Origin of the sequence: Polyangium jinanense, assembly GCF_028435265.1 — a bacterium.
Classification (GTDB): Bacteria; Myxococcota_A; Polyangia; order Polyangiales; family Polyangiaceae; genus Polyangium; species Polyangium jinanense.
This window is the reverse complement of record NZ_JAGTJK010000002.1, coordinates 968427-981600: the sequence shown is the minus strand read 5'-3', so window position 1 is coordinate 981600 and position 13174 is coordinate 968427. Positions and strand designations below refer to the sequence as shown.

The 13174-nt window shown below is 68.3% G+C and carries 12 protein-coding genes; 2 read left to right on the top strand and 10 right to left on the bottom strand.

The window, feature by feature from the left end; translation table 11 throughout:
- The first annotated feature begins 371 nt into the window (after positions 1-371).
- Both KEG38_RS08505 and KEG38_RS08500 read left to right on the top strand, forming a co-directional pair.
- Entirely contained in the window at positions 372-869 is a 498-nt protein-coding gene (locus KEG38_RS08505; protein ID WP_272418596.1) for a hypothetical protein, read from the top strand.
- Between the two features lie 383 nt (positions 870-1252).
- Positions 1253-2125: a hypothetical protein gene (locus tag KEG38_RS08500; RefSeq protein ID WP_272418595.1), complete on the top strand. Its 873-nt coding sequence runs from the start codon at positions 1253-1255 to the stop codon at positions 2123-2125.
- Here the strand turns inward: KEG38_RS08500 and KEG38_RS08495 are convergent.
- The 10 genes from KEG38_RS08495 to KEG38_RS08450 are packed head-to-tail and all read right to left on the bottom strand — an operon-like array spanning position 2030 to position 13172.
- Entirely contained in the window at positions 2030-2485 is a 456-nt protein-coding gene (locus KEG38_RS08495; protein WP_272418594.1) for a type VI secretion lipoprotein TssJ, read from the bottom strand. The genes KEG38_RS08500 and KEG38_RS08495 overlap by 96 nt on opposite strands.
- Before the next feature lie 10 nt (positions 2486-2495).
- A complete protein-coding gene (locus KEG38_RS08490; protein WP_272418593.1) occupies positions 2496-6047 on the bottom strand; it encodes a type VI secretion system membrane subunit TssM in 3552 nt (1183 codons plus the stop codon).
- A 21-nt stretch (positions 6048-6068) separates the two neighbouring features.
- On the bottom strand, positions 6069-6419 hold the full coding sequence (locus KEG38_RS08485; protein WP_272418592.1) for a hypothetical protein: 351 nt from the start codon (positions 6417-6419) through the stop codon (positions 6069-6071).
- A 12-nt stretch (positions 6420-6431) separates the two neighbouring features.
- Positions 6432-7058 carry a DotU family type IV/VI secretion system protein gene (locus KEG38_RS08480; RefSeq protein WP_272418591.1) on the bottom strand — a complete coding sequence of 209 codons (627 nt, stop codon included), beginning with the start codon at positions 7056-7058 and terminating at the stop codon, positions 6432-6434.
- Complete coding sequence (locus KEG38_RS08475) at positions 7055-8674, bottom strand: type VI secretion system baseplate subunit TssF (RefSeq protein ID WP_272418590.1); 1620 nt, start codon at positions 8672-8674, stop codon at positions 7055-7057. The genes KEG38_RS08480 and KEG38_RS08475 overlap by 4 nt, the downstream gene beginning before the upstream one ends.
- 9 nt (positions 8675-8683) lie before the next feature.
- On the bottom strand, positions 8684-9265 hold the full coding sequence (locus KEG38_RS08470; protein WP_272418589.1) for a hypothetical protein: 582 nt from the start codon (positions 9263-9265) through the stop codon (positions 8684-8686).
- Positions 9266-9271: 6 nt separating this feature from the next.
- Positions 9272-10906 carry a hypothetical protein gene (locus tag KEG38_RS08465; RefSeq protein ID WP_272418588.1) on the bottom strand — a complete coding sequence of 545 codons (1635 nt, stop codon included), beginning with the start codon at positions 10904-10906 and terminating at the stop codon, positions 9272-9274.
- A 22-nt stretch (positions 10907-10928) separates the two neighbouring features.
- On the bottom strand, positions 10929-11288 hold the full coding sequence (locus KEG38_RS08460; RefSeq protein ID WP_272418587.1) for a GPW/gp25 family protein: 360 nt from the start codon (positions 11286-11288) through the stop codon (positions 10929-10931).
- A 27-nt stretch (positions 11289-11315) separates the two neighbouring features.
- Entirely contained in the window at positions 11316-12590 is a 1275-nt protein-coding gene (gene tssK, locus KEG38_RS08455; RefSeq protein ID WP_272418586.1) for a type VI secretion system baseplate subunit TssK, read from the bottom strand.
- A 12-nt stretch (positions 12591-12602) separates the two neighbouring features.
- Entirely contained in the window at positions 12603-13172 is a 570-nt protein-coding gene (locus KEG38_RS08450; RefSeq protein ID WP_272418585.1) for a hypothetical protein, read from the bottom strand.
- Positions 13173-13174: the final 2 nt, after the last annotated feature.

The following is a 13174-nucleotide window of genomic DNA, read 5'->3' as shown; positions in this document are numbered from 1 at the left end:
TGCACGCGTCTCCAGGTCACGCGCACGCGTCGCCAAGTCGCGCGGGCACGCCTCCCCCGCGTGCCCACGCGTCTTCGCATCGCGGGCACGCGCCTTCATGACATTCCCGAACAATCTCCACGTCATGCACGCGCGTCTCGACCTCACGCGCGCGCACCTTTGCTCCCCGCCCGCGCGCCATTTTCCTGCGGCCGCACGCCTCGGAGACGCGTCCAAACGCCTCGCGCCTCGCTCGCGCGCGACGCCTCCGCGCGCCCTCGCCCCGCACCTGGCATATCCCGTGCACTGGTCTCCTGCGCGGCGCACGAGACGGGACCTCTCCCGTCTACCGCCACACGACAACCCCAACCGCCCCCCATTGGAGGCTGACCATGAACGACCCCAAGAACCCCGACCCCGGCGACAAGCACATCGACGCGAGCGACCTCGCGCTCATCGACGTCACCCCCGAGCAGATGTTGAAGTTCATCAAGATTCGCGAGGGCGTCGCAAAGGCGATCGCCAACCTGAAGCGCCTCACCCCCGAGCAGATCGACCGCGCGGGGCTCAACGCGGGGGACGTGCAGCGCGCCCTCGATATCGCCGACGAGCACCGGCAACTCGACGCCATGGTCCCCGCAGCGGAGAAGCTCGCCGAGATGCTCATCGAGACCCGCGCCGCGCGGGGCCACGATCTCGCCATGCTCCTCGGTGAAATCGCCTCGCAAGCGCGGCGGCGCGGCCAGCGCGACCCAAAGGGCCCGGAGATCCTCGGCCCGCTCGAGGACCTCTTCGCCTATCAATATGGCCCCGCCCAGAAGAGCGCCGCCACCCGCGCGAAATCGAGCAGCCCAGCCGAGCAGAACCCGCCAAGCCAAAGCACCGGCTGATCCCAGGGACACGGGCGGCGCCTCGCCGGGGCGCCGCCCCGGACCCCGCGGGGGCTGTTCGCCCCTCGACCCGAACCAGGGCAAGCCCTGGACCATTTGGGGAAGAACTGCGCGATGCGCAGTTCTTCCCACGGGCCCGTAGCAAGACCAAAGGCAGCGTTGTCGGTTGAGGCCGTCTTGGCGGGCAGCGTCGCTCGCCGGTCTTGCCTCGGCCTGTTCGATGAACTGCGCATCGCGCAGTTCATCGACCCCGGGTCCAGCGCTTGCGCAGGCCCCTGGTCCAGGGGCGGACAGCCCCTGGTGGGGCCTGGGGCAACGCCCCAGCGCCAGCGCAGCGGCTTCGAGGGGTGGATCCGGCCGAGGCTGGCGGGCGTACCGTCGGGATGAGTACGCCCATTTCCAGCCGCTTTCATTTCACCCACCTCCTCTTGCTCGCGGCCTCCTGCGCGGGCGCGACCGCGTGCCTTTCCGCCGGGGACGACGATGCCGTGCGTATCGGTGATGCCCCCGAGAGCGGCATCCAGGGCATCACGATCGTGCCCACGAATCCCACGTCGCCGCCCCCTCCGCCTCCACCTCCGCCGCCCCCGTGCGTCGCGAACGTGAATTCGAACCCTGCCTTCGGCTGCCTCACCGCGGCCTGGATCTATGGCCCAGGTGTGGGGCTCGAGTCCATGCTGAGCTCGGCCGTGGGGTGCGGCTGCGAGGCCGAGATCGTCACGACCGGCGTGGTGCCCGCTGCGTGCAACGTGCAACGCGTCGCCGTGAGCTGCAGCAGCGGCACGCCTCCGTTCAACGCCGTCTCGCCCATTCCTCCGGGCGAGTATCCCTGTGAAGGCCTCACGAACGACGACGGCACCCCGAGGGTCGTCGAAGTCTCCACGAACGAGCTCCCGTTCATGGGCATCCACATCGATCCGGACAACAACGGCCAGCTCTGCGACGTCACCCTCGACCCCTTCGTGGGGCCCATCGATCGCGAGATCAGGGAAAAGTGCTCCAGTTGCCACACGGACAACGAGCCCCAATGGTGGCCCGAGGAAACCGACACGGAAGAAGAGAGCTGCCCCTACTGCCACTCGAACGACGAGCCCCAAAGGTGGCTCGAGGTGGCCGACATGGTAGAAATCAAGTCCCTCGCAGGAGGCACCCGCCCCGCGTCAGGGCGCTTCCGGCACGCAGACTTCGCCCGATTTCGAGACACGGCAAAGCCTGCTCCGCTCGATCCGCACCTCGATCTTCTCCGGCGGCGGTGACGAGAGAAGCACCCGCCACGCGTCGCGGTCCGGCCGTTCGAGGAGCGCGTAAATCGCGAGCGTCCCCTTTTCCGGCACCGGCACCTGGATCACCTTCGTCTGCCCGGGCAGCACCACCACCGATGTCTGCACCGACTCGTCGGGCGTGGTCACGCGTGCCGCGACGGACTCGTACGACTCCGCGCCGAACGTCTTTTCGTCGATCGCGCGGGCGAGCACGTAAACCGAGCGCGCGCCATTCGCGTCGGCGGCCGGGCGGAGCACGAGCTCCACCTGGGAAGCATTCGACGACGCGCAACCGGCCCCGAGCATCGAGGCGAGGAGCGCGGTCAGGCCGCAGAGGGAGGCGTGACCTCGCACGAGCGCAGTATCAACGAGGCGTCGTGGCTTGTCCACTTAGCGTCGTCGTGGTGGGCTGTGGCCGCGACGGGCAACGAACCCCGCGGTTCGGCGGCGGGAGCAGCACCTCCCACGGATCCGAGCCGAGATCAAAGGCCACGCGCGCGCCGAGCATCCACGACACCGTCGATCCCCGCCATGTCGGCGCCTCGCAGACGAGCCGCAACGTCTGCCATGCCTCGCCCGTCCCCTCCTGCGACCGCGACGTCTTCCCGCCGCTCGAAAGGTCGGTGAGCTCCGCGCTCACGATCGCCGGTGTCGACGTCGACCAGGGCACGGGCAGCGGTTTCCACGCCGGCGCCTGATTGAACCCCGCGACGGTCGTCTCTCCCGCGCTGAGCGAGGACATCGTCACGGCCACCCGATCATCCCGCTCCACCTTGGGCAGCGCATGCGGCCGCACCGAAAGCGCGATTGCCTTGGGTTTGCCCGCCTCGTCCCAGAGCAGGCCCGAAAGCGCGTCGAACCAGCCGCCGACCTCGAGCGCCTCTTTCGGCAAGACGACCGCGCGATAATCGAGCGGCCGCTTCGCCACCCACGCCCCGCCGTCGCTCCGCCGCGCGGCCGGCGCCACGCCGTCCTGGAAGGCGAGGCGCATCGTGCCCTTGACGCCGAAGACCGAATCGACCTCGCTCGGCGGCGCCTCGACCTTGGCCGTCGGCATGAAGGGAAACCGCACCCAGAGCGGCTCGCCGAGCGGTCGAATCTCGCTCTTGTAGATCTTCTCGACGGCCTTCTCCACGTTCGTCAGGGCATACTCGTAGACCTGATTCACCGGCAGAAGGAAAGGCCGCCGCATGTCCCCGCCCGGAATCCGCGCCGCGTCGAGCCACGCTTTCACTTGCGGCAGCGGGTGCTTCGGGTCGGGGTCGAGCAAGGACAAACCCAGCTTTCCCACGAGCGGCAAACGATCCCCGAGCGGCGCGCCCGCCGCCTGGAGCGGCCCGTCCTCCAGCGAGGCGATGAGCGGCGTCAGGATCGCGTAATACTTGTCGAGATTGACGGGTTTGCCCTTCTCGGGCTGGAGCGCCACGATCGGATCGAACGAGCGAAGCGCATTTCGCAGAATCGCGAGGTACGGGTCGCTCCCCGGATCGACCGCCGCGTTCTCCGCCACCGTGGTCCAGAACTGGCCGAACCACGAGCTCGGCGTGGCCATGTCCTGCAGATCGGTCCGCAGCGACGCGAGCGAGCCCGACGAGAACCCGAAGCCCTGCACGTAGGAAAACAGCGCGTTCTGGTAGGCCGTCGCGTACTGGTCCATCCCGTCGCGCGCGAGCCGCGCGAGCTCGTCGCGTTCGGTCTGCTGCACGCACGCCCCCGTGAGCGCCGCGTCGAGCTTCGTGAAAGCGGGCACGAGCTCGTCATTGACGGCCCGCACCGTGTAAAGCCCCGGCAAAGGCCGGCTCGGTCCACGCCCCGGCATGTCGCTCGCGCCCACCGCGGGGAACGTTTGGTTTGGCCCAAAGAACGGCGAGCGCTGCTTTGCACGCACATCCTCGACGAACGCCTTCACGTACGCCGACGACTTGCTCGACGCGACGAGCCTGTCCCAGTCCTCCGCGCGATAAACGTGGTTCTTGTCGATCGGATACGTCTCCTTCGAGGCCGTGTCCCCCGCGGGGCATTTCATCCCCTCGAGATCACCCACGATCTGCCGCAGCGTCCGGTTCTCCGCGCTCGGCACCTCGACCTTCGATCCGTCGACCTCGCCGAGCAGCCCTTCGAGCTCCTTGCTCTTCTGCTGCGCCCAGTCCGGGATCTGGTGGCTTCCTCCGGGGCCGAGCAGTTTATCCGCGTCCTCCGGGCTCTCCGTGCGGAGCAGCGACTCGAGCTCCTTCTGTGAGGGCGCGTCATCCACACCGCGCAGCGCATCCGAGAGCCTGCGCGCGCTCTCCGAGAGCGCGCCGATCTCGCCAGGCGGAACCGCGCCCTTCTTCAACGAATCGTCGAGCGAGCCCAGAAACCCTTCCCAATCGCCCCGCGGAATGCCCTGGTCGAGCCCCTCGATCGCCCCCCGCCACGGCGAATACGAGAACGTCACGTAATCGCTGACCACGCTCTCCGGCACCTCGAGCACCCGGGCGAACGTCTCCTTGTCGCGCAGCGCGAGCTCGCCGAGATCGTTTTCCTCCGAGGCCCTGAGCAGCGCCACCGCATAAAGCCGCACCGGCAGCGAGGACGCCCTCGCCGCCGGCAGGAGATACACTTCGCGGATCTTTCCGAGGAACGCCTCGCGTTCGCCGCCTCCGTCGCGTTCGGTCCGCGGCCGGTCGATCTCCTCCTTTGCGTTCGGATACGCGAATCGCAAAGGCCACCAGCGTGGCCGGAGCGCCGCTCGAAGCGCCTTCGCGGCTTTCCCTTCGGCTCGATCGATCTCCACGTTGCGCGGCGGGCGCAGCGTGGTGAAACCCGCGACCTGCGCGGGCACGGCCTTCACGTCCTGCCAGTGCCACAAATAAAGCGCGCCAATGAGCCCCGCGATCGAGGCCCCGACGATCAGCGCGCCCAGCGTCCGCCGCTGCTCGTGCGCATTGAAATCGGATTGCACCGCCTGCGCGTCGAGGCCGAGCGGCTCGCCCACCATCCCTGCGTCCGCGCCCTCGGGCAAACCCGCGACCACGATCCCGTCGAGCGCCGGCGTCGCGACCTGCGTCGCGCTCCCCACGAATGCGTCGAGAAACGGTTCGAGCGCCGCGAACACGCTGCCCCCGCCGCCCGCGAGCAGCTTCGTCACCGCCGCCGTCTGCGCGGCCGGCAGCGTTTTGATCGCGGAAGACAAACACGGGTCGAGCGGCGCGAGCAACACTTCGAGGTCCGCCGCGCGCCGGCCCGCAGGCTTCAAGGTCTGCGTCGCATGTCCCTCGTCCTCGGCCACGCGCGCGAGCGGGACGAAGCCTTCGAGGCGCTCGTCGAGATGCGAAAGGACGACCCGCACCCGCGGCGCGCGCCCGCGCCGGAGCGACGTGAGACGATCGACCACGTCCCGCCCGAGCGCGCCGAGGCGCCTGAGGCCTGCGGGCGTGAACGAGGGCGCGCGCGCGTCGATCACGAAAAGGACCACCGGCACCCGGAGCGCGACCGGCTTCCAGAGATCCGCGAGCGAAGAGCGCGCCTCGGGCCGCGTGTCTTCGAGCAATTCGCCGCTGATCTCCTGCACGAGCGCGTGCTGGCCCGCGAACATCGAGAGCCGCGCGTCCGACGTATCGCTCGGCGCGACCTGCGAGGCCGAACCCGAACGCGCGAGCCCCGTCTGGATCACGCTCGTCTTGCCGGCCCGACGCTCGCCGAGCACGACGACGATCGGCGCGCCCTGCACGCTCTCCGGCAAGCGGCGTACGAAATCGTCCCACGTTCGGCCGAGCGAGCGCGGCGAGGGCACCTTGGGCGCCTCCTCGCCGGACTTCTTACGCGACCGTACGAACAAATAAATGCCGAGGACGAGCAGCAAGACCCCCACGAGGGCGATCGCGGCGATCACCCAGGGGTTCAAGGACGCTCCTAGCGCTGCGGCCTGCTGCATCGCGCGCGCCTCCTCGCCGCCCTAACTCCCCGCGGGCATACGTTGCCCGGCGAAGAAAAAGGCCTCGAAGAGCTCCTCCACCCGATCGAAGGCCAGCGCGAGCGCCTTCGGATCCCGCGCCTCGGGCGGCAGGGCGAGGGCCTCGCGGATGGGCTTCACGACGGCCGCGACGACATGCGGAGGCACGACGCCCGCGGCGTGCGCCTCGACCGCCGCGAGCAGGGCCGCCGCGTCCGGCGGAAGCGGCGAGCGGGGCGCGGCCTCGACATCGACCCGGGGAGGCGGTGGGGGCGCGGACGGACGGCGCCCGCTCGCTCGCCATCGTGCGAGCAGCGAGGACCGCGGATCACTCTCCTTGCCTCCGGCCGCCATTCCCTCGGCACTTCACCACAGAAGGCTGACGAGGGCAAAAACCGCGTGAAAACCTGCCGCGACGCCCAGGGCAAGCAGCGCGTACCGCAGCGCGGCCCGGGCCCGGACCGTGGGGGCCGCGGCCGTCTTGGCCGGGTCCTCGCTCCGCGGCAGGCAGCGCGCGAGCTTCTCCTTCCAGGCGCGGATCTCCTGGGGCTCGTCGAAATGGCGGCCCACGAAACCCGACTCCAGGCAATGCAGGTACGTCGCGACCACGAGCGGCTCGGACTTGCTCTCGGGCGTGAACCGCCCCGCGCGCTCGAAGAACTCGTCGCCGCCGTCGGTCTCGCCGAGCAGATCCCATTGCAAGAGCGGCCACGGCGGGCTCTCCGGATCGCCCTCGCGCGCGAGCCGCGTCTGCACGCGTTCGTCTAAAAAAACCACGAGCGGGACGAGGACGCCCTCCATGGTGCTCGGCGAAACCATCTTGTCGAGCTTCGCGTCGAGGTCGTCGAGCCTGCGCCGGAGCTTCGCGCGGAGCGCCTCGACGTCACGTGTCCTGTTGTTTCGCACGGCCGCGTCGAGGATTCGCCCGGTGTCCTCGATACAGGCGACGATCTCCGCGAACGCGCGGGTATCGAGCGTGCCCGTCGCGCTCATGCCTTCGTCCCTCCGGAAAGCGCGCGCTGGCCCGCCATCGGGCGCGTCGTGATCTCCACGTCCACGGGCTCCTCCGTCCACGCGTCGAGAAGCGCCGCGATCTCCGCCGAGAGCCGCCGCACGAGCGGCGCTTCCTCGGGCGTCCTTTGCCGCACCGCGAGCCGATACACGCGCCGGATTCCGCCGGCGCGCCGGGCCGGATCGGGCGCCTCGCGCGAATCGAGCTCGTCGACGAGCGTGGCAAACCCTCGATACGCCCCATCTCCGCTCGCGCCGAGGATCTCCAGCATCCCCACGAGATCCCGCCGCCCGAGCGACGGCCGCATGCGGAGCGACAGCACGTCGAGGCAGCGCGCCGGATCGCGCGCGAGCGGGCTCTCCGCGGGCGCGCGCATGCTGCCCACGAGCCGGAACGACACACCCGGCAAATGCCGCGTTTGCAAGCCGAGCGCGAGCTTGCCAGGCGACGCCGACCAGAGCACCGGCTGCGAAAAACGCGCCTCCGCGAGCACCTTGCAGGGCTGCTCGAAGGCGCCGTCGATCGAGAGACGGAGCTCGGTCACCCCGTCGCCTTCTTCGATCTCGTACGTATCGCCATCCTGCGCGAGCGCGGCGGGCAGAATCGGCACGAGCCCGCGATCGGTCGCCTTGTAGACCCCGCGCACGCCCGCGACCTCGACGCCTTCGAGCAACGGCGACGGCGAACGCACGGGCGCCGACGTCCGCGTCCCGTCCCAGAGGATCGGCTCGCCGAAATCGACCCACGTGTTCTCCACGGGGACGACGTGCAGGCGAAACGTATCGTTCGAGACCGACAAACTCGTGGGGAACTCCTCGTCGAGCTCCAGGAAGAGGTCGAGCGTGTCCCATGCCGTGCGTGTCTGCGGCACCTCGACCTGCACGAAAAGCTCCTGCTCGGGCAGGTGGAAAAACGAGCGAATGCGTGCGAGCGGGCCGCGGTCGTCGCCGTCTTCGAGGGCGCTCGCGCGCGGGGCGCCGAAGGAGACGCGGCAAGCGATCTCGGGCCCGTCGGTACCGGCCACGGCGAAGGCGCGCGTGAGGTGGCGCGAGAGCGCGTCGTGCAGCGCGAGCGACGCGCGATAATCGTCGAGGCGCCGCACGTAAAACGAGAGCGTGGCCGCGTTTTTCCAGGAACGCCGGGCGCGGAGGCGGATCCGCACGAAGAGCCGCCGGCTCTGCTCGACGAGCCGCGCGCCCGTGACGTCGATCGGCAGGATCGAGAGCGGCCGCATCATCGAAAAGAGCCCGACCTTGCCCTCGGCCGACATCGCGCGGAAGAGCGTGCCTCGCGGCAAAATCGCGGGCTCGACGCGCTCCTCGCCGACCACGCATTCGACCATCATCGACGCGGGCGCCGGGACGAGCAGCTCGTCGAGCGTGCCGGCGGCGATGCGACGAACGGCCGCGGCCGTCGCGCGCTGGGCGGCGGCGCGTGTCCTCGCCGAAAAGAACGCCTGCGCCTCGAGGATCCGACGCACGTCGGGATCTTCGGCCCCGAGCGAAAGCGCGCCCTCGGCCTCGCGACGCGCGGCGAATGCGTCGAGCGCGGAGAGCTCCTCCAGGAAGAGCGAATTCAAGGTCTCGGCCTCTGCCATCGTCCCCTCCTATCCGAGATTCACCAGGTTTCCCTGCACGTTCGTCATGCTGCCCTTCAGGGTCGCGATGCCGGACGATTCGAGGTTCATCGTGCCATCGGCCTTGGCCTCGATCATCGCGCCCTTGGCCGAGATCTGGCTCGTCCCTTCGAGCGTGAGCGTCGCCGACGTGGACAGCGTCGCGCCCGCGCTCTCGAGCGTCAACGTATTCGAGCTCGCGCCCGTGAGCCCCACCTTCGACGTCCCCTCGACGGTCACGTTTTGCGCCCCCGAGATGGCCACGTTCGCGTCCGAGGAGATCGTCGCGTCCTTCGTGCTTTGCACGGAAAACGTATCCTGGCTCGTCCAGCTCGACGCCTTCGTGGACGTCATGGTGATCGTCTCGTCGGCCGTGACCTCGAATTGCTTGCAGGCGATCGCGATCTTCTCCGATGTCTGCGTGATCGTGCTCGTGGCCGAATCACCGGCGACCTTGATCTCGATCTTCGTCCCGTCCATCACGATGGTCTGCGTGATGCTCGCGTCGGCGTTGACCACGGTCACGGTGATCCCCGCCGTCTTGTCCATCTCGATGGTGCAGACCAGCGGCATGACCGACTACCCTCCCGTCTCCTCGACTTTGAGGGTCATCTTGCCCTCCTCCAGCCGAAGGAGCACGGTGTCCTTGTCGTTCGTGCGCAGCACGCGCAGGACGGGTTTTTCGTCCTGGTAATCGTGGAGCACGGAGGTGTTGTTCGTCGAGGTTTTCCCGAGGAAGAGGTGCTGCCCCTGCCCGTCCTTGGCCACACGCGCCTCGGAACGCCAATCGATCATCCGGATGACCGTGGCCTTGCTGAAATCGAGGGCCACGAGCACGCGCTGGTTCTTGTAGAGCGGCAGATACAGGTTCCCCGCCCCGCTCTCCGGCTCGTAGGGCGCGCTGATCTCCTTGCTCTCGAAGAGCGGGATCTTGACCGTGTATTGATCGATCGAGGTGTCGTCGTCCGTCGCGAAATCGTACGTGATGTCGGTATCTGCCCCGACGGCGCTCACGATCTTGCCTTCGAGGTGCCCGGGGAAGCGCGGATCGACGATGGACGGCAGGCGAACGCGCGGCTCGCTCTTCTCTTCGAGGCGCGCCGTGCAATCAACGGAAAAGCTCGCCGCGGTATCGCCATAGGTCGGCTCGGGCCCGGCGCCCGACGCGCGAGCTTCGAGCGAGAGGAAAACCACGCGGAAAGATTCGGTCGCCGCGATCAGATTCGAGCTATGACCACCCGTCGTGGAGATGTCGAGCAAGCTGCCCGGCGAGACGGCCACCGTGGGAAAACGCCGGAACGAGAGCTCGACCTCGCGCTTGGGCAGGAGGGGCCGCGCGGTCTCCAGCGTGACGCGATCGTCGACGTCCTGCGCGATCGGCGTGCGGAGGAGCGTGTCGCGATACATGCCCGTAGCCGCATTCGTGTTGTCGACGAGCTGGGTCGCCGTGCTCTCGGTGTACGAGTTCAGGACGCGCGGCTTGTAGCGCGGGACCTCGGGGAAAAACGAGGTCATCGAGGAAAGGTCGTCGAGCAAGAGCTCCGAAGCCTCCCCGCTCGTGTCCTTGGCCCCCTTGATCGAATACGTGCCCTCTGCATGATCGTACGTGAAAACGCCGTTCCGGTGGCGGACGTACCAGATCACGAGATCGTAAAAGCTCGAGCGCGCGGCGGGGTCGAGATGGAAAAAGATCTGCGAGACCGTCGTGGTGATGACGTCCCAATCGTAGGTCAGGCTGATCTTGTCGCCCTTGTGGGCCTCGATCACGTCCTTGAACGTCGTCTCGGTGTAGAGCGCGCAGGGGAAATGCTGGCGCCAGAGCGCCTGCGCCGGGTCCACGAACGTCACGCGGTAATGCCGGAAGAGCACTGCCGGCTCGTCCATCACCCGCTGCGTCGTCTCCTCGCGCACCGATTTTTCGAGCACGAGGCCACTCGTCTTGATCTCCGCGTCGTCGGCCTCGGTGTCGGTCTCGAGGTGCCCCGGCTTGATCGAAAGGGAAACCTCGCCGAGGTCGGCCTTCACGAAATCCGCGAGCAGGTCGTCGGTGTATTTCCCGCCCCACGACGAGTCGTCCTGCATGACGAACTCGACAGAACCCGAGACGCCCCACGCTTCCATGCGCAAGGAAAAACCCCGCACGTTGCCGCCCGGGATCGTATGCTCCGTCCCCCCGACCGCGAGCGTCAGCGTGATTTCGAGTTTTTCCTTCAAGGCCCGCCCCCGCCGGCCGAGCCTACCCGCGACGCACGGACACGTTCCGGAGGACGCTGTGAAAAAACACGTGATACGTCACCGACTGTCCCCCCACGAGGCCCGTGAGCGCGAATCGCACCCAGAGGCCCCGGTCGCGGCCGATCAGGGTGAGCTTCGGTTCGAGCAGCCGCGGCTCGTACGACCGAACGACCCCGAGCATCTCGGCGCACAGCTCGTCGAGCAGCGGCTTCGTCGCGAAATGGCCGTCGTACCGGCCGAGCCCGTACACCTCGACCGCCGAGGCATACCCGCCCTTCGCGTTGAGCGACACCTCGAGGTTGCGCGCGATGCTCTCCAGACGGGGCTCGTGATCGCCCCTGAGCTTGCCGTAAAACGACAACGACGGCCTCCTCCGCGGTCCCTTCTATCACGACCGCCTCCAGGAGAGCAGCACCTGCAAGCCCTCGAGCTCCTTGGGCATCAAAAAACAGATCGCCCGCTCCCGGAGCACGGCCCCCCACTCGCGCGCGTCGTCGCCCGCCGACGAGCCCGCCCCTACGATCCGGAAAAAATCCACCGGCCCGCCGAACCGATGCCGGAACGGCGGGTTCGGCGAATACACGAGGCGCATGCCGCGGAGCGCGTGCTCACGCACGAGGCGGAGCCGCCCCGGGCTCGAAAGCACCGTGCCTTCGAGCGGCAGTTTGTCCGCCGTGCGATTCTTGAGGACCACCACGTAAAGCTCGGTCGCGCCGAGGGCCTGCTGCGGCAGATCCCCGGCGACGAGGCGACCATTCTCGGCGACGAACGAGAGCGCCGGCTCCTCGGGCAGGGGCACGCGGGCGCGCGAGGAGATCTCGTCGAGCACGACGCCGAAGATGCGAGCGAGATCGTGGTGGTCGTAGGGAGGCGCCGCGAACGGCGCGGCCCGCTCGTCGAGCAGGCCGAGCTCGAGCGCGAAATTGCGTAATGCCGAATAGACCGGATACGGGTGCAGGTGCACCCCGCGGTCCATGTCGCCGAGCAGCCCGCCGAGCTTGCGGGCCTCGACACGCACACGAAAGAGCGGCGCCGCCGAATCCCCGCGCGCCACGGCCTCCAGCGCGAGCTCGTCGAGCGCGCCTTCGATCTCGGCGAGCTCGCCGCGCAGACGCGTGAGGCGCGGCGCGAGGTAGGGTGTGGGGCCGATCCGCACGAGCGGCGGGATGAAATCGGTCGCGAGGCGGAATTGGCCCCCGGTCGTGACCTCGAAATGGCCGAGCTCCGCCCGGCCCATGCTGCCTTCGATGCTCGCCTCGGACGAGAGCACGACGCGGAGGAAGACGCGCGGGATTTCCCTGGGCGAGGGCGGTTCGAGCGCCCCCTCCGCGTTCGCCTCGTCGTCCGGAGGCAGGATGTGGGCGAACACCTCGACGCGGCGCCGCCCGGCGGCCTTGAGATCGAGCGGCGCGCTGAGTCGCGCATTGCCGGGCACGTCCACGAGCGCCCCGTCCGGCAGGACGGCGGAGAGGCCCGACACCCAGAGCACGCCATTCTTGGGATCGTCGCCGTTCCATTCGAGCCGCGCGATCCCGGTGAGGGGCAAACCGAGGAGGCTCGCCCTGAGCGCGGCTTCGGCCGAGAGCGCATCCTCGAGACCGAGGAAATGCTCGGGGAGCAGGACCTGCCCGATCCGCCATTTCGGCCGTGCCAGCGCCGCCACGGTTCGTCCCGGCTAGCTTTGCGCCAAGCCCCAGAGCTTGGCGAAGTTCTTCCCCTTGCCAACGGCGACCTGCAGCGATTGCGCCGAGGGCTGGGGCTTGATGCCGGTGTTGAAGGTGAAGTTGATGGGCGATTGCACCTCGGCCGACGCGTCGTCCGCCACCGAGAGGTTCAGCTCATCGCCCCGCTTCTCCAGGATCCCATTCATGTCGGTCGAGTTCGAGTGGAAGCAGAGGTAATACTCCTTCTGCACCGGGTCGTACTCGTAGACCGAGAACTGGAACGTGACCAGCACGTTCGTCATGGATGTGTAAATCAGGAGGGCGATGTTCTGCTTGTTCGTCGCGGAGACCTGCCCGGTCAGATAGACCGCGTCGGTGACGCCCGTCTCCCAGAGGATGTCGCGCAGGACCGCGACGACCGCCAGGTCCTCGGTCGGGTTCATGGGGTTCTTGCAGGTGAGATCGGCGGTCAGCGTCGTATCTCCGACCTTGATCGACGTGATGAAACCGACCGCTGTTTGCTTGTCCTTCTTGTAGTTGAAGCCCTGATAAACGTCGAGGACTTTACGAAATTCCGGCATGG